This window comes from Undibacterium sp. Di26W (assembly GCF_049340265.1).
Taxonomy (GTDB): Bacteria; Pseudomonadota; Gammaproteobacteria; order Burkholderiales; family Burkholderiaceae_D; genus Undibacterium.
Window position 1 is genome coordinate 125093 of record NZ_JBMPOR010000003.1, and the last position, 26330, is coordinate 151422.

Below are 26330 nucleotides of genomic sequence, written 5' to 3' on the forward strand. Positions count from 1 at the left end.
CTGACGCTCGCTCGCTACAGATCATAAACACGTTCTTACGTGGGAAATCATACTAACCGATATAATAGCGTGATGTTAAAACAACGAACAATCAAACATCAGGTCAAGACCATAGGTGTCGGTTTGCATTCTGGCACCAAGGTGGAACTGGTCATGCGCCCGGCACCGGTGGATACTGGCATCATCTTTACACGTACTGACCTGGTGCCACCGGTTGTGTTGCCGGCACAGGCGCTGATGGTGGGCGATACCCGCATGGCATCGACGTTGTCGAATGAAAACGGCAAGGTGTCTACGGTAGAGCATTTGTTGTCTGCCTGCGCCGGACTGGGTATCGATAATTTATATATCGATGTCAGTGCCGAAGAAATCCCTATCATGGATGGTTCGGCTTCCTCCTTTGTGTATCTGTTGCAGCAGGCCGGCATGCAGGAACAGGCCGCAGCCAAGAAATTCATACGAGTGCTGAAAACGGTGGAAATCCGTGAAGGTAGTGGCAAATCGGAAAAATGGGCCAGGCTGGAAGCTTTTGATGGTTTCAAGCTGCATTTTTTCATCGAATTCAATCACCCGGCTGTCGATGGAACCGTGCAGACAGCGGAAGTGGATTTTGCCCGCGCCTCCTTCGTACAGGATGTGGCACGCGCACGTACTTTTGGCTTCATGCAGGATGTGGAAATGCTGCGTGGCATCGGTCTGGCGCGTGGTGGCTCGATGGAAAACGCCATCGTCATGGATGAATACCGCATCCTGAATTCAGATGGCCTGCGCTTTGACGATGAATTTGTGCGCCACAAGATACTCGATGCAATCGGCGATCTGTACCTGATCGGTCATCCCTTCCTGGCTAGTTATACCGCACACAAATCCGGTCACGGCCTGAACAACCAGTTGCTGCGCGCCCTGTTGGCGGACCCTGCAGCGTATGAAATTGTCAGCTTTGATGATGCCGGTATGGCACCACCAACCTATGCGACACAAGTGGAACGTGAATGGGCTGTGGTCTGACCAAAATGCGATTGGTCTGTCTTGGTTTGTCAAAAAAAGCCTTTGATCCAGCGTTTACCAGCTTATTGTGCCAACTTATTTTGTAACATTAATTAATAAAATTATTGCTTTTTTGACTTTTCAAATTTAACAGGTTTAACCCTGTCCACCAGTCCGGTGGCGTTGCAGTAAACGCCCCAGCGCCGCTCGTAAATCAGCGTTTTGCGAGGTCTTTTCCAATGTCTGTTCCAACTGACCAAATGCCTGCAAAGCCTTGCCGGAAAAAGCTATTTGCTTTACGGCAACGGGTTTTTCAACGACCCGCTTTACTTGTACTTTGATACGGATTGCGTTAATCTGCCATCCCCGTTCTTGCAAATTTACTTGCAATTTCGGACATTGTTGTTTCAATTTAGTCGCCAGTGCGGCATTGGGAGCAGATAGAGTCAGTTGTCCTTCAGACACCTGCATGACCTCACAAGTCTCGAAGATCGGTGGCAATATTGCCCCGCAATCTTTTTGCAGCGCCAGATTGCGCTGCACCGTGGGTAGTAGCGAGGCAATTCTATCGTTACTGCGCAAAAAGTCGGCGGCACCGCTGGCACCTGGCACTTTGCGGCCACGTTTGATGTTAATTGGGTAAGAGGGACGTGATGATGTTGACATGCGCTATACCTTACCACAAAGACGTCATGCTAATTGTCGCAAAAGCTGTTGCAAAGGCGGTCGCAAAGTCAGTTCCAAAGGCGGCCGCCAGGCGGGTCGCCAATAAAACAGTTTTAAGAGGAGCATATTGATGCAAATCATTTTGATGCACTCCCGTTTTACCCAGGCCAAATCCGTGACACTGTCGTCACGCCATGTCATTTTCGGCCTGTTCAGCTTCCTTCTGATTACAACCTTGTGCGCAGCCGTGATGGCGGCATTGACCCTGCGGCTGGCCAGTGCAGATTTGCCGGTATTGCGTGACCTGGTACCGGTCGCCACCACACAAGTGAGTGACAAAGACAAGTATATGAAAGAAAACCTGGCTGCCATGGCTACCAAACTGGGCGAGATGCAGGCCCAGTTGATACGCCTGGACGCCCTGGGTGAAAGGGTGCAGGGCCTGGCTGGCGTCAAGCCGGAAGAATTCAACTTCAAGGAACTGCCCGGACGCGGTGGTCCTGAAGTGACTTCACAGCCAGCCAAAGAATTGAACATGGAAGAGTTCCAGGCGGCGCTGGATGCCATGTCGCGTGATGTCGAACACCGGTCCGACTACATGAACGTGGTCGAGACAAAATTGATGGGTTTCAAAGTGCAATCCAAGCTCTTGCCCACCATTCAGCCTGTCAACGTTGCGTATAATGCATCCGGTTTCGGCTGGCGGCTTGATCCGTTTTCTGGTCGCAGTGCGTTCCATGAAGGCATCGATTTTTCCAGTCCGACCGGTACACCTATCGTGGCTGCCGCAGGTGGTGTGGTGGTAGCGGCAGAATACCATCCGCAATTTGGAAATATGGTGGAAATTGATCACGGTGGCGAGATCATGACGCGTTATGCCCATTCATCCAAGGTGTACGTCAAACTGGGTGATATCGTGAAGCGTGGTCAGCATATTGCCGATATCGGCTCCACTGGCCGGTCTACCGGTGCACACTTGCATTTTGAGGTGCATGTCAAAGGCGTACCACAAAATCCCCATAAGTTCCTGTCTGCAGGGGCAAATCAGGCGAATCTGGCGGCCTTGAATCAAAAATAAGCTTGAGTTTGCGGGATTTGTCTCCAACTCCAGACTTATGTCTGGCATTCATATATGCTGCCTTGTCAGTTTATCAGGCGGTGTTTGTAGCTATTTGGATGCCGCATGGTAAAATCACAGGTTAGCCTATTGTTGCTGTCGAATTAATCATTTTGCGGCCGCTTTTTTCAGAATTTAACTTTCCGTCCATAGCATGTCATTACTGACCAAGATATTCGGCAGCCGCAATCAGCGGCTTTTGAAGCAATACCAAAAGACTGTGCGTGAGATCAACGCACTGGAACCCCAGTTCGAAGCCTTGTCAGACGAGGCTTTGAAGGCCAAGACCGGCGAGTTCAAGACGCGTGTTGCCAACGGGGAGACGCTGGACAATATCCTGGTTGAAGCCTTTGCCGTCTGCCGCGAGGCCAGCAAACGCGTGTTGAAAATGCGCCACTTTGATGTGCAGATGATAGGTGGCATGGTGCTGCATTACGGCAAAATTGCCGAAATGGGCACTGGAGAGGGTAAAACCCTGATGGCGACTTTGCCTATCTACCTGAATGCACTGTCCGGCAAGGGTGTGCATGTGGTTACCGTCAATGATTACCTGGCGCAGCGCGATGCCGAATGGATGGGCATACTGTACAACTGGCTGGGCCTGAGCACAGGTATCAATCTGTCGCAGCTCGATCATGACGCCAAGCAGCTCGCCTATGCGTCTGATATTACCTACGGCACGAATAATGAATACGGTTTTGATTATCTGCGCGACAACATGGTGTATGAAGCCAAGGATCGTGTACAGCGCAGCCTGAATTTCGCCGTCGTCGATGAAGTCGATTCCATCCTCATTGATGAAGCGCGTACACCGCTGATCATCTCGGGTCAGGCAGAAAACCATACTGAGCTGTATTACAAAATCAATGAAGTACCGAAACTGCTGACCTTGCAGATCGGTGAAGAAACACCGGATGGCAAGGGCAAGATAGAAGTCCCCGGTGACTACACCAAGGATGAAAAAGCCCACCAGGTATTGCTGACCGAAGCGGGTCATGACAAGGCCGAACGCATCCTGACGCAAATGGGCCTGCTGCCGGAAGGCGCTTCCCTGTACGATGCCGCAAACATCACCCTGATCCACCATCTGTACGCTGCTTTGCGCGCACATGCCCTGTATTTCAAAGACCAGCACTACGTGGTGCAGAATGACGAAATCGTCATCGTCGATGAATTTACTGGCCGCATGATGACGGGCCGTCGCTGGTCTGATGGCTTGCATCAGGCGGTCGAAGCCAAGGAAGGCGTGCGCATCCAGAATGAAAACCAGACACTGGCTTCCATCACTTTCCAGAATTATTTCCGCATGTACGCCAAACTGTCAGGCATGACAGGTACGGCAGATACTGAAGCCTATGAATTCCAGGAAATCTATGGCCTGGAAACCGTCGTCATCCCGCCAAATCGCCCATCCCAGCGTAAGGACAGGCAAGATCAGGTGTACAAGTCGGCGCAAGAAAAATACGGTGCCATGCTGATCGACATCAAGGATTGCTATGAACGCGGTCAGCCGGTGTTGGTTGGTACTACCTCGATTGAAAATTCGGAACTGTTGTCCGGCATCCTGACCCAGGCAGATTTGCCACACAATGTGTTGAACGCCAAGCAGCATGCACGTGAAGCGGAAATCATTGCCCAGGCCGGTCGTCCCAAAGCCATCACTATCGCTACCAACATGGCCGGTCGTGGTACCGATATCGTGCTGGGTGGTAATGTTGCCAAGCAGGTGCAACTGATCGAAGCCAATCCCGATTTGTCGGATGCAGACAAGTTTGCGCAATCGCAAAAACTGCGCGATGAATGGCAATCCCTGCATGAACACGTGGTGAATGCTGGCGGCTTGCATATTGTTGGTACCGAACGTCATGAATCCCGTCGCGTCGACAATCAGTTGCGTGGACGTTCTGGTCGTCAGGGTGATCCGGGTTCTTCCCGTTTCTATCTGTCCCTTGATGACACACTCTTGCGCATTTTTGCTGGTGACCGCGTACGTGCCATCATGGACAGGCTGAAAATGCCGGAAGGCGAACCGATAGAGGCAGGTATCGTGTCGCGTTCTATCGAATCAGCACAGCGCAAGGTGGAAGCCCGCAACTTCGATATCCGCAAGCAATTGCTGGAATATGATGACGTCGCCAATGACCAGCGTAAAGTGATTTACCAGCAGCGCAATGAATTGCTGGAAGCGCAAGACATGTCGGAACTGATTTCTTCACTGCGTCACGGCATGTTCCATGACATCGTGCGCGAATATGTACCGGCAGAATCGGTGGAAGAACAGTGGGATATTCCTTCGCTGGAAGCAGTATTGCGCAATGAATGGGCGCTTGATATCCCACTGGCGACAATGCTGGCGGAAGAAGCCAATCTGAATGATGACGACATCATGGAACGCGTACAAAAAGCGGCCAATGATGTGTACCAGGCCAAGCTGGACATCGTCGGTAAAGATTCCTTCGCAGGGTTCGAGCGCAGTGTCATGCTGCAAAGCATAGATTCACACTGGCGTGAACATCTGGCGGCACTGGATCATCTGCGTCAGGGCATACATCTGCGTGGTTACGCCCAGAAAAATCCGAAACAGGAATACAAGCGTGAAGCTTTTGAACTGTTTGGACAGATGCTGGACCAGATCAAGAATGAAGTAGTCAGGACCGTGGTGACCGTGCGCATACAGTCTCGTGAAGAGATAGAAGCAGCGGAAGAACAGTTGGCGCAATCACAGATTGAAAACGTGCATTACCAGCACGCCGATTTTGATGCCGATGCCTCGGCGGAAGAAATAATGGCACCAGGTGTCGTTCCCGATGATGGTCAGGCAGAAGTTGGTTATGCCTTGAAAATTGGCCGCAACGATCCTTGCCCATGCGGTAGCGGCAGGAAATTCAAGCAGTGCCACGGCCGACTTGCCTGATTGTTTGAGTAGTTTGATGGCCTGATCAACCGCATGGAAAGACCAAAGGGACGAAGCGATTCGTCCCTTTTTTGCGGCTGTCGCATTCACAAATTTTGTTGGTAGACAGCTAAGAACATGTTTACGATCTGTAGCGAGCAAGTGTACGTGCATCAGCGGGATGAAGAGCAGCGCAAAAAGCGGAATGTACTTATAGTACATGAGCATTTTGAGCAGCGCATGAGCCCCGCGTGGACTCCGATTGCGCTCGCGCAGTAAGATCGTACACAGGTTCTAAAGCAGATTGCCCTGTAAATCACGCACAAGTTGCAGTAACTTCGGGCGTACTTCATGCAATAGAAATTCCTTGCTCAACAGGAAAGCCGGGCCGCCACAGTTAATCGCCACCGGAGCTTGCCCGGCACCAGGTGAGAAACCGATGGCGATAGCGTTCACATCCGTTTGCCAGTCGCCGAAAGAACTGCAGCAACCAAATTCCGTCACCTCCCGCAGGCTGCGCTGTATGCCAGCTTCCAGCTCTGGCCACAGGTCTGCCTGTGTACTGCGGATTTCTATCAATACAGATTCACGTTCAGGCACCGGCAGGCTGGCCAGCAGCGCACGTCCCATGGCGGTGGTCGCAACCGGGATGCGCGAGCCTACGTCCAGGCTCAGGGTCAGTGCATTCTGGCTGCGGCAGTTTTCTATATAAATCATGCTGAGCCTGTCACGCATACCCAGTGACACCATGCCCCTGGAAAAGTCTGCCAGTTCCTGCATCAATGGGCGTGCCAGTTGGCGCACATCGAGTCGCGCAATCATGGCGCTGCCCAGCGCCAGGGTGGCGGATCCCAGACGATATTGTCCCTGGCTGGCGACGTAATGCAGGTAGCCCAGCTTGGTCAGGGTATAGGTCAAGCGCGATACCGTGGACTTCGGTAACTGGCAACGCTGGGCAATTTCCTGATTACCCAATGCCCTGTCACCGGGGCGAAAGCAGGCCAGTACATCGAGACCACGTGCCAATGCGGTAACGAAGTGGCGGTCTTCCTTCACGGGGCTGGCTGGGGTGTCATCCATGTTTGCTGGTCTTCGCTAAAAATTAATAAGCCATCCATAAGCCAAGCTGTTTATGCAGTCGCCAAAAGGCTTGACCTTGACAAGGCCCGGGCCTACAGTGGAAATGGATGTAATATTTTGGAATATAATTCTGCAGTGCAGAATAGCGTATTTTAAACCCGTTGCTTATGGACGTGCTTAGATTTGCAATTGTCTATCCTGGTATAGCCAGGATAATCAGGATAATCATGGACTTGAATTTCACCTCAGCCGAACTGGAATTTCGCCGCGAAATCCAGGATTTTTTGCAGCAGGCGCTGCCTGCAGATATCCGCCAAAAAGTCAGGCATGGCATGCCGCTGGAAAGGCAAGATTACCAAAGCTGGCAACAAATCCTGCACGCACGTGGGTGGGGCGGCAGTTCCTGGCCGGCTGAATTTGGTGGAACGGGCTGGTCAGCAGTGCAACGCTATATTTTTGAAGAAGAATGCGCGGCGGCCGGTGCACCGCGTCTGCCGCCTTTCGGTATCAAGATGGTGGCACCGGTCTTGATGGAGTTTGGCTCGCCAGCACAGCAGCAGCGCTTCTTGCCCAAAATTCTGGCGGCAGAAGAATGGTGGTGCCAGGGTTATTCAGAGCCGGGCTCAGGCTCTGACCTGGCATCCGTCAACACCACGGCAGAGCGCATGCGCGACGCAGAAGGTGAATATTACCGGGTCAATGGCCAAAAGACCTGGACCACGCTAGCCCAGTATGCAGACTGGATATTTTGCCTGGTGCGCACCGACCGTGAGGTCAAGCCACAACGTGGCATTTCATTCCTGCTGATCGACATGAAGTCACCGGGGGTGACGGTCAGGCCCATCATCACCATGGATGGTGCGCATGAAGTCAATGAAGTCTGGTTTGATGATGTCAGGGTACCGCTGGATAATCTGGTCGGCAAGGAAAATCAGGGCTGGACCTATGCCAAATTCCTGCTGGGACATGAACGCACCAATATCGCTGGCATAGGCATGGCAAAAAGAGAATTGACCCGCCTCAAGCGTGTTGCTGCCCAGGAATGGAAGAGTGGCCGGCCCTTGATAGAAGACGCCCAGTTCGCTGCGCGTCTTGCACAAGTGGAAATTGATTTGATGGCGCTGGAAATAACCAATCTGCGCGTACTCTCGGCTGAAGAACAGCAACGTGCACCGGGACCAGAGGCTTCCATCCTCAAGATCAAGGGTACCGAAATCCAGCAAGCCATTACCGACATGCTGATGCAGGCAGTAGGTGAGCAGGCACTCGCACTCAGGGATAGATCGGATATGTCAGAAGTGGCGAGCTCACTCGCCATCAATTACCTGAATATGCGCAAGTTATCGATTTATGGTGGTTCGAATGAAATACAAAAAAATATTATTGCCCAAATGATCATGGGCCTGTGAACCCGGAATAGATAAGGAACGCGAATTCACATGGCGCAAACATGCTTCGCAGCGCAGCAAAATGCCCTACAATGTCGGCTTGATTTCAACGCAAGGAAACTATCATGGCCGTCAATTCCCCCATTCCTGTTGCTGCTGACCTGAAGCCGGTGGCAGGTATTCGCCTGGGCTATGCCGAAGCAGGCATACGCAAAGCCAACCGCAAAGATGTGCTGGTGATGGAATTGGCTGCGACGGCCACGGTGTCAGGTGTGTTCACCACCAATCGTTTTTGCGCGGCGCCGGTGCAGGTATGCAAGGCCCATCTGGAAGGCTTGCTCATGAGCTCTGCCCCCATTCGTGCGCTGGTCATCAACACAGGCAATGCGAATGCGGGTACGGGTGATGCTGGCCTTGCTGCGGCCAATGCGACCTGTGCGGCCCTGGCAGAATTGCTGAATTGCGAAGCGGCGCAGATTTTGCCATTTTCCACAGGCGTGATCCTGGAACAATTACCCGTCGACAGACTGGTTGCAGGTTTGCCGAAAGCCATAGAAAACCTCAAGCCAGATAACTGGTTCAATGCAGCAGAAGCCATCATGACCACCGACACCCAGCCCAAAGCTGCATCGGCAACCGCCAGCATAGGTGGTAAAACTGTCAGCATGACCGGTATCAGCAAAGGGGCCGGCATGATCAAGCCGAACATGGCGACCATGCTGGGTTACCTGGCACTGGATGCCAAAGTGGCGCAAAACGTGCTGGATCACCTGGTCAAGCAGGCGGCTGACAAATCCTTTAATTGCATCACCATCGACGGCGATACCTCGACCAATGATTCCTTCATGCTGATCGCTACAGGTGCCGGTGAAGTGGAAGTAAATGATATTGATACGCCGGAATATGCCCTGCTGGCAGAAGCCGTGACGGCACTGTCGCAAAAACTCGCCCACATGATCATTCGTGATGGTGAAGGTGCGACCAAGTTCATCACCATTGCCGTGGAAGACGGACGTGATGTCGAAGAATGTCGCAAGATTGCCTATTCCATTGCCCATTCCCCGCTGGTAAAAACGGCATTCTTTGCTTCTGACCCAAATCTCGGACGCATCCTGGCAGCGATAGGCTATGCCGGTGTTGGCGACCTGGATGTCGGCAAACTGAATTTGTACCTGGACGATGTCTGGGTTGCCAAGAATGGCGGTCGCAATCCCGATTACCGTGAAGAAGATGGTCAGCGCATCATGAAGCAAAGTGAAATCGCCATACGCGTCAAACTGGCACGCGGTGACGCACAGGCAACGATATGGACTTGCGACCTGTCGCATGATTATGTGTCGATCAATGCCGATTACCGTTCCTGAACTCTTTCCCGAGTAAGCAGCCATGACCCAGCTGGATCAATTTTTATCCCGTGCAGAGCATTTGCTGACCCGGCTGGAAAGCTTGCTGCCGGTCGCTTCGCCCGTACCTGACTGGCAATTGGGCCATGCGTTTCGCTGGCGCAAGCGCGGCGGGCAAGGCTATCTGCAAGTGGTGCGTCATGTGTCAGATATTGCGCTGGACGACCTGTGTCACGTCGCGATTCAAAAAGCCCAGATAGAACAAAATACGCTCCAGTTTGTACATGGCAAACCGGCCAACAATGTCTTGCTGACAGGTGCACGCGGTACTGGCAAATCTTCTCTGATCAAGGCTTGCCTGAACCAGTTTGCCGACCAGGGCTTGCGTCTGATCGAAGTCGACAAAACTGACCTGGTGGATTTGCATGACATCGTTGACCTGATCGCCGAGCGGCCAGAACGCTTCATCGTATTTTGCGACGATTTGTCGTTTGAAGAAGGCGAGGCCGGTTACAAGGCCCTGAAAGTCGCACTCGATGGCAGTATCGCCGCGCAATCGGACAATGTACTGATTTATGCCACGTCCAACCGCCGCCATCTGCTGCCGGAAAAAATGTCCGACAATGCCAGTTATAAATATAGTGATGACGGTGACTTGCATCCAGGGGAAACGGTAGAAGAAAAAATTTCCCTGTCCGAACGTTTTGGCCTGTGGGTATCGTTTTACCCTTTCAAGCAAGATGATTACCTGGATATCGTCGCCCACTGGTTGAGTACCATGGGTTGCAATGCAGAACAAATCACCGAAGCGCGTGGCGATGCCCTGCGCTGGGCTTTGCAACGTGGTTCACGTTCTGGTCGTGTTGCCTGGCAGTTTGCCCGCGACTATGCCGGTCGCATGGCGGAATCCTGATATGACGGCAAAACCTGTGGATGTCGCCGTCGGCATATTGATGAAAGCCAATGGTGACGTCTTGCTCGGACAACGGCCAGCAGGCAAACCTTATGAAGGTTACTGGGAATTCCCGGGTGGCAAGGTAGAGGCGGACGAATCCATACTGGCCGCGCTGAAACGTGAATTTGTAGAAGAACTGGGCATACAGATTGTATCTGCCGAACCCTGGTGTGGTGTGGAACATATTTATCCGCATGCCCACGTCCGGCTGCATTTTTATATCAGCCGCGAATGGCAGGGCGAGCCACAAAGCCTGGAAGGCCAGGCCTTTGCCTGGCAGGGCAGCGTTGCTGTCTCACCTTTACTGCCCGCCACCATTCCCTTGCTGGAATGGCTGGATCTTTTGCGTCACGATTCACTACAACTGACTGTTATCTAAGTTTGCCCAAACTGCCTGACTTCATTGCACGAAGGTTACGGTATGGAATTTTTCTTTTAAAAACTCACCATTGACGAGCAGTGAATCGGCATTGTTCTTGTAAATGTCGGTGGCGATTTTTGACAGTTGAGTTTCAAGTAAATCCAATTGTTCGAGTAGCAGCTGCTTGCAGGTTTTTCCATTTTCTATGACATGCATGGTGGCAAAGGCGGTGGGCAAGAGCACATAGTTTTTGATTGTTTGCGGAAGATCACGATTGACTGCATTGATGAGCAGGCTGACATAGTTCATGGCGACTTCGCCAGAAAATATCTTGGGCGCCAGTTCCTGCAAGGTGGTTTGTATCCTGTGCAAGCGTTCCACTGCTTCATGCGGCAAACGTGACTTCGATTCCCGTATCAATGCATCGACACTGTCAGTCAGGCTACTTTGTGAATTCTCATTCTTGATTTGCAGTTCCAGTTCTTTATCCGCAGGAATGGCCAGCCAGGCGACGGCGTATAAGCCGACGACGATGGGTAACCACCAGTCTAAAATCACACCTGTGAAATACATGCCCAACCCCAGAATGGCCAGACAACTGCCCAGCAGGTTCTGGGTGCTATACAAAAATAGCAGCGCGCGCATTTTAAAAGTCAGGGCCTGCATTATTGGTATCCGCGAATTTCTTTAAATATGGTTTGCAAGCTTGCCTTGCGGCTGTCAAACATTCTGCCACCAGAAAGGTCTGCCAGGTTTTTCAATTCATCTGGTTCGGCTTCACCAAACAGGACTGTGAAAATCTTGATGTCTTTTTCATTGTCTGGCAGGGCTTTATACCACTGAGCAAACTGCTTGTAATCCATACCGTCATTGTTGATACCGTCGGTCATTACGATGATGGAATAAAAGCGCGCCGGGTCATTGCGTTTGCGCTCCACGGCTTCGGTATAGGCCAGTTGGGTTGCCGAAAAGATAGCCGTTCCACCGTCAGCGCGCAATTGTTGTATGCGTGCCGCGACGGCAGCCAGCGTTGCCTGATTGGCTTTATCCTCGCTACCCATATCAAAACGCTGTGAGCTTTCCACGCTGTTATTGAATGGCAGGATGATGATACGTTCCCGGTTGCGGAATCTTGAAAAACGGCCACTGATGGATGTGTCAGCACCCGACAATCCCTGCATGGCAGCTTTCAGGTCTCTGATCCTGTCACCCTTCATCGATCCACTGGTGTCAAGCACGAATGTGCTGTCGGTAGGCAAACGCAAATGATTGTCGAAGGCAGTCAGTATGGCGTCGACGACCGCCAGCTTGGCAGGGAAAGATAACTCGGCCAAGGCTTGTTTTGGTGCATCGGTAACGGCGACATCGGGATTGACAGGGTGTCGCAAGGTTGAGCTGTACATTGCCTGCTGGAACTCGGTGCCACGCAAATAACTCACCACTTTGTCATACGCTTCCCGTTTGGCCGGGTTGATCAGCATGATGGGATAGTCGGCAGTCACTATCCCATCCTGTGGATAAACCAGCACCAGTTTTTCTTTCAACGCGGTATTGCGGTTCAAGGTTTGCAAAGTGGATGCATAGTTGATGATACCATCGACCTTGTCCTGTTCACGTAAATACGCTTCCGCCAGCCAGCCTGAACTGCCGGCTGTCAGTCTTTGCGCCTGAAAAAAAGCACTCAGGCGTTTTGCATTGATATCTTTTTCTTCCAGCGCATCGCCCTGGCCAGACAAGGCGGCGGCAAGCCCAAGCAAACCTGAGAAGCCGGTGTTGGAAGATGAAGGACTGGTCATGCCGAAGGTGAATTTCCCTTGTTTTGCTGCCTCGGCGATATCTTTCCAGGTGACCTGGGAATTGTCCTTCCAGCCCAGTGCTTTAGCCTTGCTCTCTTTTAAACCCAATACCACGGGCGTCAGCATGGTTCTTTCTGATGCCAGTATTCTGGCCCTGGCTGCGGGCACCAGCATTGCATATTTATTGCTGGCCAGCCAGGCCAGATCGATTTGTTCGCCAGACTGTAATTTTTCTACTGCCTCCAGCGTACCTGTGTACTGTAACTGCAATTGAATGCCGGTTGCCTTGCTGATAGATGGCAGTAAAGGTTCGATGTCTTTGAGTTCGGAGCCAGCCATGACAGTCAGGGTAGTAGCGGCTAGTGCTGCGTCTGGCTGATTATGTTTGGCATCCTTGCAGGCGGCCAGGGAGAATATCAACAGTAAAGTGAGCCATTTCGCCAAGAGTCTCATGCCTGTTCCTTAGAGTTTGACCGGACCTTCGGGTGCGGTTGATACCATGGCCGTGCGGGCTTGTTCTGCTCTGGTCTTGTCCAGATATTGCTCGGTGCGGGCAATTTGTTCTTTCAGCATGGCGTTGTTTTTGCCCATGTTGTCGACGGCAAGGGAACGGAAATTATCCATCGCATCCATGGCTTTGAATGTGTTATCAAACATTTCCTGTATTTTTTGTATGCCTATCAAAGGATTGGCGGCAAATTCGCCGGTTTTTTCCACATGCCGCCCCAATTGTCTTGATGTTTCCGTCACCAGGTCACCTATGGTTTCACTGACGCCACTCAGCATTTCCATTACCTGTATCTGATTGCCGGTGGCGCGAGCGACTGTTTGCGCGGTTGCCATTGCTGACATGCCGGTAGTGGCAACGCGATTACAGCCATTGACCATTTCACGCGCGGTTTTTTTTAGCAGGTCCATGGACAGATAGCCATTGACGTTGACCGCCATCTGCGTCTGCATGTCTTGCAGGTTTTGGCGTGCGTAAAACAAGACTTCCTGTTCCAGTGCTTTGGCCCGCAAGGGATCGCTGTCTTTGATCGCTTCAACATGATCGGCGATATGTTTGTCTAGCTGCTCGGCGAAATAGATGGCACCCTTGAGTTTTTGCATTGCTTCCCAGAGCTTGGTCTTCACCAATTCAATTTCTGTGGCATCCCGCTGCATATCGTCACGTGCCGCATAGATTTGTGTCATCAGGGTTTGCAACTGCGAACTGGCAGTCTGGAACTTACGAAAATAGGCTTGCAATTTGTTGCCAAACGGAATGAGTCCCAGGATTTTGTTCTGACTTAACAAATCGCCCTGCTTGCCAGGATTTAACTCATCGAGCATGCCACGCATGTCTTGTATGGATTTGAATGCCGCCGAATTTTCTATGCCGACAAAATTGCGCTCCATGAAGCGTCCTGTCATCAGAGAGGCCGCGTTGGAAATTTCCTCTTTGCCGAGTCGAAATGCCGAATCCAGTTTGGTCTGAAAGTCTGCACTTTGGACATCGTCTTTTAATATGCTGTTTATGTACGCAGTCACCTGCGCATCAATCTTTTCCTGAACTTCGGCTTTCAACGGCACCATATCAGGTGCTTTTTTTTCTGCAACGGGAGTCAATACTTCTGGTGGTGTCAACGTCATGCTGCTTTCTTGGGCTTGTATGTCAGTCATTTCTTGTCCTCGGTCGGGAAAGGCAGATTACTGGAATTTCTTTTCTATGGTCTGGATCATGCGTTCCAGGATTTCAAAACTGGGTGGGTCGATGACATCCACCAATGACGTGGGCGCCTGCAATTTTTTGTTCTGCAAAAACTCGCTAAATTGATCTGCGTTGGCGGTGCGATATCCATATTCGGTCGCCAGTTTTTGTAGCGCAGGATCCGTTGCCAGTGCCTCGCCAACGCGGCGGCCATTTTCATTGAAAGGCACGACGATATGTTTGGTGTAGATAGTCGGTTGTGGATACAACAAGACCATGTCAGCGTTCGGTTTGGGGCGTTTGGACTGATATTCGAGGAACTGGCTTTCATAGATCATGACCAGTGGTGCTTTGCCCATACCCATGGTCGTGTAGTCTTCAAAGGGCCCGGAGCTGCTGGATTCTTGCAGGCCCTGACGCAAGAACAGGGAAGAGACAAATGGCAATACTTTGTTGGCTTGCTCGTTATCGTCTACGACATTGTTATCGTTGGCGACATAGCTGGCCAGTGACAGGTACATCGCTGCCGAATTGGATTTCCTGACATCGGTAGAGCTGATCAGTATGCTTTTGCCGGTGTTGTAAGCCGTATTGTCTTTCAGCTCGCGCCAGCGGGTACCTTTCTCGCTTAAATTCAACAATTTCTTCATGTCGACGATGTAGTAAGCATCGTTGATTTTTTTGACCAGACCTTCTTTTTCCAGCACGGGCACCAATTGCACCCACGAGGCAATCGCCATGGGGGTAAAAAAAGTGGGGTAGACCTGTTTTGCCCGTGCTTTGTTTTGCAAGGCCAGTGCAGCCGGTGCACCAGCGGGAAATGCGAAGTCATAGGTGCTGAAGTCGCGCGAGATAATTTCGCGTGAACCCACTTTTTCGACTTTGACGCGCAATCCCTTGCTGGCCAGAATTTCTATCACCCTGGGATCCGAGAAGTAGGATTCCTTTTCGGAGCCGACCATGCCCTTCACTTCGACCACGGCGGCCGAGACTAATTTTGCTGCTTCAATTGCATGATTTCTTTGATAAGAAGTATATGTTGCAGCACCTATACCGATAAGTAATACCACGGCAAGGAGTGGTCCGAGTACACGTTTAATTTCCATTAGGCAATAATCCCGGCATATTAATTCATTACATCCAGAATTATGCGCATACATTTATGACAGCTTCAAAACATGGAAGCTAATTTCCAGAGTAATCAACTGTTTTCTATTGCGTAGTTTCCACAATTGCCCATGGAAGTAGAGACGTGAATCATGCGTTTCTATTTCGTAAATGAGTTGGTGTATTTGTTTTGATACAGTGTATTTAAATGAATACATTGTGTCATTTTGTGTACATTATCTGGGCTCGAATCTAAACTTAAGGTATCTGAAAATTTATTACTGTCTTGATTTCGATACAGTTTTAAATCTTTTTTCTAATCGCACACAGTAAGTTATTGAATTTATTCAATATTTTTTCTGGGCACAGGGTTTGCTTCAACGAATCACGGTAGATAACGTGATGGAGTGGTGAAATATGATGCAAGTAGCTGGAAAAGCAGGTGCAGTACTTCGTATTGATCTTGCGGCAATACAGGATAACTATCGCTTTTTATGTGGCAAATTGGGCTCAGTACCATGCGGTGCAGCGGTCAAGGCTGATGCATATGGTCTGGGTGTATTGCCTGTTGCGCAGGCATTGCTGGCAGCATCGTGCCGGCATTTCTTTGTGGCACATCTTGAAGAGGCTATTTTCCTGCGCCCACATTTACCGGCAGACGCCCAGCTTTATGTCATGCATGGTTCACCACCGGGATATGAAACTGAATTCCTTGAAAATCAGTGCATACCGGTACTAAATAGTGTGGACCAAATAAGATCCTGGCGGCAACTCGTTGTGAAGTTGCAACGCTCATTGCCGGCTATCGTGCAATTTGACACGGGAATGGCACGTATGGGCTTATCGCCTTCCGAATGCGACCAGGTATTTGCTGACAAGCAATCATTGGACGGTATCGATGTGCAATACATCATGAGCCACTTGGCCAGTGCGGAAGACCAGTCCAATCCCATGAATCAGCGCCAGCTGGCCAGTTTTAATTCCTTACGCGCACGCTTACCCGGTTGCAAGGCCAGTCTGGCCAATTCGTCCGGCATTTTCCTGGGTAAAGATTTCCATTTCGATTTGGCGCGCCCAGGTGCGGCTTTGTATGGGGTTGCACCGATAGCAGGCCAGCCCAACCCATTAAAGCCGGTTGCGCATTTGCAGGGCCGCATCATACAAACCCGTGAAATTCCGGCTGACACTGGCGTTGGCTATGGATCAAGCTGGCGCAGCAGCCAGACCACTCGCATTGCGACCGTCGCTGTCGGTTACGCCGATGGCTGGATGCGCAGCCTCAGTAATCGTGGCATTGCCCATATTGCCGGCCAGGCAGTACCTATGGTCGGCAATGTCTCGATGGATACCATTACCCTGGATGTGACCACGGTGGCCGCCGAACACCTGCTGCCAGGTACGCTGGTCGACCTGATATCCGCCGACAATACGGTGGATCAGGTGGCCGCCAGGGCCGGCACCATAGGCTACGAGATATTGACCAGTCTGGGGGCTCGCTATGAACGCACTTACAGCAATTAAGCCTGCGGCAGCGCCGGCAACAAAAACCGAGAGCAGAATAAATAAGAGAATACACAACAGAATCAGAATGGGAGAGGCAGCATGAAGGTAGTCATATTGGGTGCAGGTGTCATAGGAACGGCATCAGCCTATTACCTGGCCAGGGCCGGGCATGAAGTGACCGTGATAGAACGCCAGCCGGCAGCAGGCTTGGAAACCAGTTATGCGAATGCTGGCGAGGTGTCGCCCGGCTATTCTGCTCCCTGGGCTGGTCCGGGTGTCCCCCTGAAGGCCATCAAATGGCTGTTGATGCAGCACAGTCCGTTGGCGATACGCCCCAGCTTTGATCCCAACATGTGGCGCTGGGTAACGCAAATGTTGATGAACTGCACGACCAGGCGCTACGAGATCAATAAGGGCCGCATGCTGCGCATGGCCGAATACAGCCGCGATGTCTTGCAGCAATTGCGCAGCGATACCGGCATCAGCTATGACGAACGCACCCAGGGTACCTTGCAGTTGTTCCGCAACCAGCAGCAACTCGACGGCTCCGAGGCAGATATCGCCATCCTCAAACGCTATGACGTTCCGTATGAAAAACTCGACAAGGCCGGTTGCCTGAAAGTTGAACCGGCGCTGGCGAACGTACAGGAAAAATTTGTGGGTGCCTTGCGCTTGCCGGGTGATGAAACCGGGGACTGCTTCAAGTTCACCCAAAATCTATCGAAACTGGCGCAAGAACTTGGTGCGCAATTCAAATATGGCGTCAGCATACAAAGATTGGTCAAGAACGGCGATACCATCAGCTCTGTCATTACCTCGGAAGGTGAAATCAAGGCTGATTGTTTCGTACTGGCCCTGGGCAGTTATTCACCGATACTGTTGAAAGAACTGGACATCAGGATTCCGGTTTACCCCATCAAGGGTTATTCGATCACTGTGCCGATCACCGACGCGCATAAAGCGCCGGAATCCACCGTCATGGATGAAACCTACAAAGTGGCGATCACCCGCCTGGGTGACCGCATACGGGTGGGCGGCACCGCAGAAATCACAGGCTATAACCTCGATCTGCGTGCCGAGCGTCGCGCCACGCTGGAACATTCCGTGACTGACCTGTTCCCCGGTGGCGGTGATGTTGCCAAGGCGGAATTCTGGACCGGCCTGCGCCCCATGACACCGGACGGTACGCCGGTGATAGGGCCGACACCGTATCGCAATCTGTATCTGAACACCGGGCATGGCACCCTGGGCTGGACCATGGCCTGCGGTTCCGGTCAGTTTATTGCAGACATCGTTTCCGGCAAACGACCTGCCATTTCGACCGAAGGCTTGTTCATGGATCGTTATGGCAGCGCGAATCGCCCTATTTTTGTTACCAAGGAGTTGGCATGAATCAATTTGAAGAATTACTTTCATCGACCCAGGTTTTTTCTGATGCCAACCTGAACGCGCGCTTTTATACGGCGATAGAATTGCTGGCGCAAATCATGATGGTGATGCCGCGCACCGCGAATATCACCACACTGGCTCAGGCTACGGGTAAAACCCCGCGCCTGATACGTTCCATCCTGGCGACATTGAGCAAGGATGATCTGGTCAGCCGCGATGCCAAGGAAAAAGATGCCTGGCATTGTCGGGATTGCAATGGCATTATTACCCTGGCCGATGTGTATCGCTGTTTTGTCATGGCAGAAGAAAAGGCGGCTGCCAAGGCAATAGAAAAACAGGCGCAGGACCAGAATCAGGAGCAGGAACGGGGGCGGGCACAACAGTTCCAGGATGCGGAAATGCAGCAGGAAAGACGCGCTACCCGTACTTCCAGCCAGCAAAGTGTGGATCTGCTGATGATGCAAGTTAAAATGACACTCAACCGTGCAGTCTTGCAGCAACTGGAACAATTTGACCTGGGACGCTTGCGCGGCCTGGCCTCAAACAGCGCATTCCGTCGCCAGCATGCGCGTCCACGTGGATATATTCCAGAACCCTTTTAAACCGATACCGAGCCCCATTCATCCAGCATGCGCATCAATATCCAGTTCAAGGACCGTGTCGGTATCGCCCATGAAATCCTGGCGGTGCTGGCGCGCCGTGGCCTGAATGTGGTGGCGGTGGAAGTGGACCCGCCGCATATTTATATCGACAGTCCGGAATTGCTGGATTTCATGCTGCCATCCCTGCAGGCAGACTGCCAGCAGGTACGTGGTGTCGGTGACATCAAGGTACTGGACGTCTTGCCCGGCATACGGCGTCGCCTGAATCTCGATACCATGATGGCTGTCATGGAAGACCCAGTGCTGGCCATCGATGCCGGTGGCCATATCGTGATTGCGAATGGTGCCGCTGCCACGGCAGTCTGCATGACAGAAACCGAGCTGTGCCAGCGCAAGCTGGATCAGGTGCTGGACGAGGCAGGTATCCTGGAAGAACTGCTGACCAGCGGTTTTCGCCTGCCCAGCCGTGAAGTCATACTCAACGGCGAACCGTATTTCATGGATGTCACGCCGGTATCCGAACCCCAGGGCTTGGATATTGCCCAGCATGGCCGCTCAGTCGGTGCCGTGCTGACCTTTCATGCACCGACCCGCATCGGTGGTCGTCTGCATGCCCTGCAACATTCTGAAGGCAGCGGCTTTCATTTCATTATCGGTGAATCCGAGCAGATACGTGCCTTGAAGACCCGTGCCGCCAGGGTTGCGGTAGTCGATGCTCCCTTGCTGATCACTGGCGAGACCGGCACCGGCAAGGAATTGCTGGCGCAGGCCTGCCACGGTATCAGTGGCCGTAGTAATGCCCCTTTCCTGGAACTGAATTGTGCTGCCTTGCCAGAAAGCCTGGCAGAAAGTGAATTGTTTGGGTATACCTCGGGCGCCTTTACCGGTGCCCAGCGTGGTGGTAAACCCGGCCTGTTTGAAATGGCAGATGGCGGCACCGTGTTCCTGGATGAAATTGGCGAAATGTCGCTATATTTGCAAGCCAAATTGCTGCGTTTCCTCAATGATGGCAAATTCCGTCGCATAGGCAGTGACAAGGAAGTCCGCGTGAATGTGCGCATCATCAGCGCGACCCACCGTAACCTGCGCAAGATGGTACAGGAAGCTAGTTTCCGCGAAGACCTGTTTTACCGGCTGAATGTATTGCATCTGGAAATGCCAGCCCTGCGCGAGCGTCCTGACGATATTTTGCCCCTGGCCAGGCATTTTATCGAACGTGCCTGTACCCAGGCACAAAAGCCCGTTTGCCGGCTCAACTCGGCAGCCTGTGCCGCCCTGGTGTCTAACCACTGGCCAGGTAATGTCAGGCAATTGCAGAATGTCGTGTTCAGGGCGATTACCATGTCGGATCAGCGTGTGCTGGATGCCGCCGACCTGGATTGGGCAGAAGGCAGCATTACTGCCGATGTGGTGAAAGCCGATGTGACCGAGAGCTGGGAAGATTCGGTGAATGCATTTGAGCGCAGTTTGCTGGAATCGATGTATCCGCACTACCCATCCAGTCGTAAGCTGGCTATGCGCCTGGCAACCTCGCATTCCATGATCGCCACCAAGTTACGCAAATACGGCATCCCGCAAAAGCGCTAGTGCAACACTGCACTAGCCATATCTTGCACTATCGGGCACAGACGGCCTTATTCTGCCAGTTCAGGGTCTTCGGGCAGATTGACGGCAGGTATCGTATATTTCTCTTCAGCCCAGGCACCCAGATCGATTTGTTTGCAGCGTTCAGAACAAAATGGACGCCAGCGGTTCGCTTCTATCCATTCCACCTTGTTTTTGCAGGTGGGACAGTCAACAAAAGTGGCCATAGTTAAAAATTACAGAGAGTCAGGTCAAATGGGATATCGTTTTCAAAAGCCTTGGGTTTCATGTCGCCATCTTGCGACATATAACGTATCCACAACATATATTTATTGGCAGAAATTTCAGGGATAGCCCCCAGTTCCTGGGCGACACTGACGCGCAACAGCTGGTACACCTTGCCCTGTAACATTTGCTGGTAACTGCCGGCCTGGGCAATCACTTTTGCAGTGGAACCAGATTCGCGCAACAGGCGCAGGACCACATTGATGGCACCAAACAAGGGCGCAATCGGGGCAAACCAGGCACTGATGTCGGAATAGCGTTTTTCGGCGGAATTTTTTTGCCATGCATGGTAGCTGGGCAAATCGAACTCGCAGGCACCACCCGGGATAATAGTGCGCCCACGTATACTCATCAGCCATTCATTGTCGCGCACATTCTGGCCCGTCTTGCCAGTGCTGCCCGCCAGGGCGGTGCTGGCACGGTCGACGTCATCCAGTATCTGGTCGAGCATGTCGGCCTGTACATTCGGATTGGATCTGAAACTGATGAGTGTGTGTTTTTGTCTGTCGAGTTCTTGCAAGAGATCGGATTTCAGGTCGGCACGACCGGCAACTTCCAGCATTTCGAAAATGGTGGCAAGGGCAACGTGATGCTGCATGGGATCAGACTGATGTAGGAAAAATGTAAATTTTTCGTATAAGTCTTCCAGCCGCAATAACGTGCGAATACGCTCGTTAAAAGGGTATTCGTAAACAATCAAAATAGTTTCCCTGTCAAAATTAGTGCTAATTCAAGCTGCACATGATTTTGAACCATACTGTGTGAAATTACAAACATCGTGTGCAGATTCCTTCAAAAAAATTTTATGCATCAACGTGTATTACTTCACACAGTACACCTATTTTTTCATCTCTGCATACGCCAGGTATTGTTGATGCAGTTGTACTACCTGCGTACGGATAATTTCCAGCGGCCCCTGGTTCGCGATGACGTCGTCTGCCGCCGCCAGTCTTTGCTGCCGGCTGGCCTGATTATGCATGATGGCGAGCACCTGTTCCCGGTTCAGGCTGTTGCGTGACATGACGCGCCGGATTTGTGTTTCTTCGTCACAATCAACCACCAGGACGCGATCTACCCGGCTTTTCCAGTTACCCGATTCCACCAGCAGGGGCACGACAAAAATCAGGTAACTGCCGGTGGCAGTACTGGCAGCTTTCTCGGTTTCCTGGCGGATGAGTGGATGCAGTATGTTTTCCAGCTTGTGTTTCTGCGCCGGGTCAGAAAATACCAATTCGCGCATGGCCGACCTGTCCATGGCACCGTCCGCAGTCAGCAAGTTATCGCCAAATTGCGTCAGAATGGACGGTATGGCCAGCCCGCCAGATACGGTGAGCTGATGGGCTATGACATCGGTATCAATCAGGGCCGCACCCAGTTCACCGAGGATATTGGCAATGGTGGTTTTTCCACTGCCTATGCCACCGGTCAGACCAAGCGCAAAGCGGGCAGGCATTACATGATGCCCAGGTAATAGTCGATGATCTGATGTCCCCAGACCAGGGCAATCAAGCCTGCTCCCGCCAGGTAAGGGCCAAACGGGATTTGTGATTCCCAACCCAGTTTGCTCAGTATCATCTGGGTAATACCGATAAAGGCACCTACAAATGAAGAAAATAATATGATGACCGGCAACATGCTCCAACCCATCCAGGCCCCAAAGGCTGCCAGCAGTTTGAAGTCACCGCCGCCAAAGCCATCACGCTTTCTCAGCAGTTTATAGATTTCATTGACTATCCACAGGGCCAGATAGCCGGCAGCAGCGCCAATCACGGCATCTTTGAGTGTAGCGAAATAGCCATTGATATTCAGTAGCAAACCTATCCACATCAAGCCCAGGGTCAGGTCGTCTGGCAGCAACTGGGTGTCAATATCGATGAAGGTCAGGGTGATCAGTATCCAGACGAAAACCACCGCCGCCATGCCATTCACACCGCTGCCAAAATGCCAGACCATCCCTGCCGACAACAGGGCGGTGAATAGTTCTATCAGCGGGTAGCGTGGTGAAATGCGGGCCTTGCACCCCTTGCATTTGCCACCCAGCACCAGATAGCTGACCACCGGGATGTTTTCCAGGGCGCTGATCTTGTGTCCGCAGTGTGGGCAGGCCGAACGTGGCACGACCAGATTGTAACTATCGGTATGGGGTTTGGGCTGATCGCGGGTTTCGGCGAAATAATTGTCTTCAAACCTTTGCATCATCTTCGGCAAGCGATGGATGACGACGTTCAGGAAACTCCCGATCAGCAGGCCGAGCAGGCCAAAAAACAGCGTGCTCAGCCAAAACCCAGGGGCCGCAAACAAAAGCAATTCCAGCATCAGACCACCGAACCCAGTTTGAAAATAGGCAAGTACATCGCGACCACCAGGCCGCCAATGACCACACCCAGAATGGCCATGATCATCGGTTCCATCAGACTGGACAGGGAAGCAACGGCTTCATCCACTTCATCTTCGTAAAAATCGGCAACCTTGCTCAGCATGGAATCCAGCGCACCCGATTCTTCACCAATCGCCACCATCTGCGTGACCATATTCGGGAAAACGTTCGAGTTTTGCATGGCGACGGTCAGGCTGACACCGGTACTGACTTCAGTCTGGATTTTGATGGTGGCATCCAGGTAAACGGCATTACCGGCGGCACCGCCAACAGAATCCAGCGATTCAACCAGCGGCACACCGGCGGCAAACATGGTGGCCAGCGTACGTGTCCAGCGCGCAATTGTGGCTTTACGAATCACATCACCAAAGATGGGGGCCTGCAACAGCAATCTGTCCATGGTCTGCTGCATTTTCAAAGAGCGCTTCCAGGACTGCATAAAGAAGTACACGCTGCCGAATAAGCCACCAAAGATCAGGTACCAGTATTTGACAAAGAAATCGGAAATCGCCATGACAAACAGGGTAGGTGCCGGCAAATCCGCACCAAAGCTTTTGAATACCTCTTTAAATGCCGGTACCACCCAGATCATGATGACGGCGGTCACAATGAAGGCAATCCCCAGAATGGCGATAGGGTAAGTCAGGGCAGATTTGATCTTGGCCTTGATGGCCAGGGTTTTTTCCTTGTAGATGGCAAGGCGATTCAGCAACTCTTCCAGAATACCGGCCTGTTCACCAGCACCGACCAGATTACAGAACAGCGGGTCAAAATACAGGGGGAACTTACGAAAAGCCTGGTTCAGGCTGGTACCGGTCTCGACGTCGCCACGGATATCCTGCAACAACTTGGAGACGGAGGGATTGGAGTGGCCTTTGGATACGATATCAAAAGACTGCAGCAAAGGCACACCGGCTTTCATCATGGTTGCCAACTGTCGTGTGAACAGGGAGATGTCTTTCTCAGTAATTTTTTTGCCGGTACTATAGCTTTTCTTTTTCAGCTTGGTAACCAGGATACCCTGGCGGCGCAAGGTGGCGTTGACGATGGCTTCGCCGCCGGCGCGTAATTCACCCCGTACGGATTTACCAAACTTGTCTTTTCCTTCCCACGCATACAAATGTTCTTTGACTTGTGATGATCTGACGGACTTTGCCGGATTAGTTGCCATATGACTGTTCTCTTATTATTCGTTGGTACATCCGAGCACTTCTTCTAGACTGGTCAGACCCTGCCTTACTTTCAACAGTCCTGACTGACGCAAATTCCTGATGCCTTCGCGTTGGGCTTGTTCTTCAATTTCCATTGCACTGCCACTGGCCAAAATGATGCGTTCTATCGATTCGGAGATAGGCATCAACTGGTAAATACCGACGCGACCCTTGTAACCACCACCACTGCAGCGGTCACAGCCAACCGGGCCATAGGGTTTCCAGGTACCGTCCAGATCGTCATCCTTGAAACCGGCCTGCAGCAAGACTTCATCCAGTACATCGACTGGTTTTTTGCAGGTGCAGAGGCGGCGCGCCAGCCTTTGGGCGGTGATCAGGATGACCGAAGACGCGATATTGAACGGGGCCACGCCCATATTCATCAGACGTGTCAGGGTAGCTGGCGCATCATTGGTATGCAGGGTGGAAAATACCATGTGACCGGTTTGCGCAGCCTTGATGGCAATATCGGCAGTTTCCAGATCACGAATCTCACCCACCATGATGACGTCAGGATCTTGACGCAGGAAAGACTTCAGGGCAACCGCAAAGGTAAGACCGGCTCTGTCATTGACGTTGACCTGGTTAACCCCGGGCAAGTTGATCTCGGCCGGATCTTCAGCGGTCGAGATGTTGATGCCGGGTTTATTGATGACATTAAGGCAGGTATACAACGACACCGTTTTACCAGAACCGGTTGGGCCAGTTACCAGCACCATGCCATAGGGACGCTGAATCGCATCCATCAGGATGGCTTTGTGATCCGGATCGTAGCCCAAGGCATCAATACCCATCTGCGCCTGGGAACCGTCCAGAATACGCATAACGATCTTTTCGCCAAACAGGGTGGGCAGTGTGCTCACACGAAAGTCGATGGACTTGATGGCGGACAGCTGCAGTTTCATGCGGCCATCTTGCGGGATCCGTTTTTCAGAAATATCCAGCTTGGAGATAACCTTGATACGTGAAGCCAGTTTTTCCTTGATGGCCAGCGGCGGCTGGGCAATTTCCTTCAGTTCGCCATCAACGCGGAAGCGGATGCGATAGAATTTTTCAAAGGGTTCAAAATGCAGATCGGAAGCGCCCATGTTGATCGCATCAATCAGCATCTTTTGCAGGAATTTAACGACCGGGGCATCATCAATTTCTATTGCCTGGTTGTCAGCGGCAGCCTGAGTAAGGTCGTCTTCCTTGAATTCGAGTTCAAAGTCATCGCCGGCGATGTCAATCAGGGTCTGCTCTGAGGTTTTACCCAGTCTTTCCAGCAGTTTGACCAAGGCATCATGCTGCACGATGATGATGTCAACGCCCAGGCCGGTCTGAAACTTGACCTGATCCAGTGCCGAGTTATTGGTCGGGTCAGAAAGCGCGAGCGATACCTTGTTGCCTTTTTTTGCGATCGCAATCATGCGCTGTGCCTGCATGAGCTTGGGGTCTACCAGCTTTTCCGGTATCAGTGACTCATTGACCAGCGATAAATCCAGCAATGGATAACCAAACACATCCGAGCAAAATGTCGCCAGGTTGCGTGCATTGATAAACCCGCTTTGCAGCAAGCCATCAATGAAGGTAGTTTTGTCGAGCTGGGCCTTTTTGCTGACGACGTCAACCTGGGCCGCAGTCAATAAATTGGCCTGCGTCAGTGCGCGCGCCAAACCAGAGGTCGGGGTGAGAGAAGCTGAATTTGGTTGGACTGCGGACATAGGGTCTTTTGAGTAAAATTTACCAATACAATCAGTTGCCTTAGGATAATGCAACTAAGCCCGTTATTTGTAAAGGCGTTCAGGGGAAAACCCGGTATCTAAGCAGCAAATACGCGGCAAAACGATCTAGATTGTAACTTTCGTAGCATGTTGCCTGCTGTTCGTTACACTCGTGTTACAAATTCTGCTCAGTTGTCAGCGGCGTTAGCAGTTGCATTATCAGATCAGTCCTTAGTTCTGCTGCCCACCTCAAATTTGTTCCGGGTCATCCCTGAATTGACGGCATTTTGCAG

General features: G+C 51.8%; 23 protein-coding genes. 11 read left to right on the top strand and 12 right to left on the bottom strand.

Annotated features, from left to right (window positions below):
• Positions 1-72 precede the first annotated feature (72 nt).
• Positions 73-1008 carry a UDP-3-O-acyl-N-acetylglucosamine deacetylase gene (lpxC, locus tag ACO0LM_RS04930; RefSeq protein WP_423034854.1) on the top strand — a complete coding sequence of 312 codons (936 nt, stop codon included), beginning with the start codon at positions 73-75 and terminating at the stop codon, positions 1006-1008.
• A 135-nt stretch (positions 1009-1143) separates the two neighbouring features.
• Here the strand turns inward: lpxC and ACO0LM_RS04935 are convergent, their stop codons facing one another.
• Positions 1144-1653 carry a DciA family protein gene (locus tag ACO0LM_RS04935; protein WP_422982902.1) on the bottom strand — a complete coding sequence of 170 codons (510 nt, stop codon included), beginning with the start codon at positions 1651-1653 and terminating at the stop codon, positions 1144-1146.
• 130 nt (positions 1654-1783) lie between these two features.
• Here ACO0LM_RS04935 and ACO0LM_RS04940 point away from each other — a divergent pair, with 130 nt between their 5' ends.
• Positions 1784-2731, top strand: coding sequence for a M23 family metallopeptidase (locus tag ACO0LM_RS04940; protein ID WP_423034856.1), 948 nt, complete (start codon positions 1784-1786; stop codon positions 2729-2731).
• Between the two features lie 193 nt (positions 2732-2924).
• Positions 2925-5684 carry a preprotein translocase subunit SecA gene (gene secA / locus ACO0LM_RS04945; RefSeq protein ID WP_423034858.1) on the top strand — a complete coding sequence of 920 codons (2760 nt, stop codon included), beginning with the start codon at positions 2925-2927 and terminating at the stop codon, positions 5682-5684.
• A gap of 273 nt (positions 5685-5957) precedes the next feature.
• Here the strand turns inward: secA and ACO0LM_RS04950 are convergent, their stop codons facing one another.
• Entirely contained in the window at positions 5958-6743 is a 786-nt protein-coding gene (locus ACO0LM_RS04950) for an IclR family transcriptional regulator (RefSeq protein ID WP_423034860.1), read from the bottom strand.
• Between the two features lie 227 nt (positions 6744-6970).
• Here ACO0LM_RS04950 and ACO0LM_RS04955 point away from each other — a divergent pair, with 227 nt between their 5' ends.
• From ACO0LM_RS04955 to ACO0LM_RS04970, 4 genes are all read left to right on the top strand, one after another.
• Positions 6971-8152 (top strand): acyl-CoA dehydrogenase family protein, encoded by a 1182-nt coding sequence (locus ACO0LM_RS04955; RefSeq protein ID WP_423034862.1) that lies wholly within the window; start codon positions 6971-6973, stop codon positions 8150-8152.
• A gap of 104 nt (positions 8153-8256) precedes the next feature.
• A complete protein-coding gene (gene argJ / locus ACO0LM_RS04960; RefSeq protein ID WP_423034864.1) occupies positions 8257-9495 on the top strand; it encodes a bifunctional glutamate N-acetyltransferase/amino-acid acetyltransferase ArgJ in 1239 nt (412 codons plus the stop codon).
• 22 nt (positions 9496-9517) lie between these two features.
• Positions 9518-10387: an ATP-binding protein gene (locus ACO0LM_RS04965; protein WP_423034866.1), complete on the top strand. Its 870-nt coding sequence runs from the start codon at positions 9518-9520 to the stop codon at positions 10385-10387.
• Position 10388: 1 nt separating this feature from the next.
• The gene (locus ACO0LM_RS04970; RefSeq protein WP_423034868.1) at positions 10389-10808 is read left to right on the top strand and encodes an NUDIX domain-containing protein; all 420 of its coding nucleotides are present in this window, start codon (positions 10389-10391) and stop codon (positions 10806-10808) included.
• Between the two features lie 21 nt (positions 10809-10829).
• Here the strand turns inward: ACO0LM_RS04970 and ACO0LM_RS04975 are convergent, their stop codons facing one another.
• Genes ACO0LM_RS04975 through ACO0LM_RS04990 form a run of 4 tightly spaced genes read right to left on the bottom strand, consistent with a single transcriptional unit; the run spans position 10830 to position 15382 of the window.
• Positions 10830-11456: a hypothetical protein gene (locus ACO0LM_RS04975; protein WP_423034870.1), complete on the bottom strand. Its 627-nt coding sequence runs from the start codon at positions 11454-11456 to the stop codon at positions 10830-10832.
• Positions 11456-13039 carry a substrate-binding domain-containing protein gene (locus ACO0LM_RS04980; RefSeq protein WP_423034872.1) on the bottom strand — a complete coding sequence of 528 codons (1584 nt, stop codon included), beginning with the start codon at positions 13037-13039 and terminating at the stop codon, positions 11456-11458. The genes ACO0LM_RS04975 and ACO0LM_RS04980 overlap by 1 nt, the downstream gene beginning before the upstream one ends.
• Positions 13040-13048: 9 nt before the next feature.
• On the bottom strand, positions 13049-14248 hold the full coding sequence (locus ACO0LM_RS04985) for a toxic anion resistance protein (protein WP_423034874.1): 1200 nt from the start codon (positions 14246-14248) through the stop codon (positions 13049-13051).
• A gap of 27 nt (positions 14249-14275) precedes the next feature.
• A complete protein-coding gene (locus ACO0LM_RS04990) occupies positions 14276-15382 on the bottom strand; it encodes a hypothetical protein (RefSeq protein ID WP_423034876.1) in 1107 nt (368 codons plus the stop codon).
• Positions 15383-15800: 418 nt separating this feature from the next.
• Here ACO0LM_RS04990 and alr point away from each other — a divergent pair, with 418 nt between their 5' ends.
• The 4 genes from alr to ACO0LM_RS05010 all read left to right on the top strand — a co-directional run bounded on the left by alr (position 15801) and on the right by ACO0LM_RS05010 (position 20464).
• Positions 15801-16904, top strand: a complete 1104-nt coding sequence (alr, locus tag ACO0LM_RS04995) for an alanine racemase (RefSeq protein ID WP_423034878.1) — start codon at positions 15801-15803, stop codon at positions 16902-16904.
• An 81-nt stretch (positions 16905-16985) separates the two neighbouring features.
• Complete coding sequence (locus ACO0LM_RS05000; protein WP_423034880.1) at positions 16986-18278, top strand: D-amino acid dehydrogenase; 1293 nt, start codon at positions 16986-16988, stop codon at positions 18276-18278.
• Positions 18275-18877 carry a hypothetical protein gene (locus ACO0LM_RS05005; protein ID WP_423034882.1) on the top strand — a complete coding sequence of 201 codons (603 nt, stop codon included), beginning with the start codon at positions 18275-18277 and terminating at the stop codon, positions 18875-18877. Before ACO0LM_RS05000 ends, ACO0LM_RS05005 begins: the two co-directional genes overlap by 4 nt.
• 27 nt (positions 18878-18904) lie before the next feature.
• Positions 18905-20464, top strand: a complete 1560-nt coding sequence (locus ACO0LM_RS05010; RefSeq protein WP_423034884.1) for a sigma-54-dependent transcriptional regulator — start codon at positions 18905-18907, stop codon at positions 20462-20464.
• A 47-nt stretch (positions 20465-20511) separates the two neighbouring features.
• Here ACO0LM_RS05010 and ACO0LM_RS05015 read toward each other — a convergent pair whose 3' ends face one another.
• The 6 genes from ACO0LM_RS05015 to pilB all read right to left on the bottom strand — a co-directional run bounded on the left by ACO0LM_RS05015 (position 20512) and on the right by pilB (position 26037).
• On the bottom strand, positions 20512-20688 hold the full coding sequence (locus tag ACO0LM_RS05015) for a DNA gyrase inhibitor YacG (protein WP_422982926.1): 177 nt from the start codon (positions 20686-20688) through the stop codon (positions 20512-20514).
• 2 nt (positions 20689-20690) lie between these two features.
• Positions 20691-21446: a cell division protein ZapD gene (zapD, locus tag ACO0LM_RS05020; RefSeq protein ID WP_423034886.1), complete on the bottom strand. Its 756-nt coding sequence runs from the start codon at positions 21444-21446 to the stop codon at positions 20691-20693.
• Positions 21447-21584: 138 nt separating this feature from the next.
• A complete protein-coding gene (coaE, locus tag ACO0LM_RS05025) occupies positions 21585-22199 on the bottom strand; it encodes a dephospho-CoA kinase (protein ID WP_423034888.1) in 615 nt (204 codons plus the stop codon).
• Positions 22199-23062 carry a prepilin peptidase gene (locus ACO0LM_RS05030; protein ID WP_423034890.1) on the bottom strand — a complete coding sequence of 288 codons (864 nt, stop codon included), beginning with the start codon at positions 23060-23062 and terminating at the stop codon, positions 22199-22201. The genes coaE and ACO0LM_RS05030 overlap by 1 nt, the downstream gene beginning before the upstream one ends.
• A complete protein-coding gene (locus tag ACO0LM_RS05035) occupies positions 23062-24294 on the bottom strand; it encodes a type II secretion system F family protein (protein WP_423034891.1) in 1233 nt (410 codons plus the stop codon). The genes ACO0LM_RS05030 and ACO0LM_RS05035 overlap by 1 nt, the downstream gene beginning before the upstream one ends.
• Positions 24295-24309: 15 nt before the next feature.
• Positions 24310-26037 carry a type IV-A pilus assembly ATPase PilB gene (pilB, locus tag ACO0LM_RS05040; RefSeq protein ID WP_423034893.1) on the bottom strand — a complete coding sequence of 576 codons (1728 nt, stop codon included), beginning with the start codon at positions 26035-26037 and terminating at the stop codon, positions 24310-24312.
• Between the last annotated feature and the right edge of the window lie 293 nt (positions 26038-26330).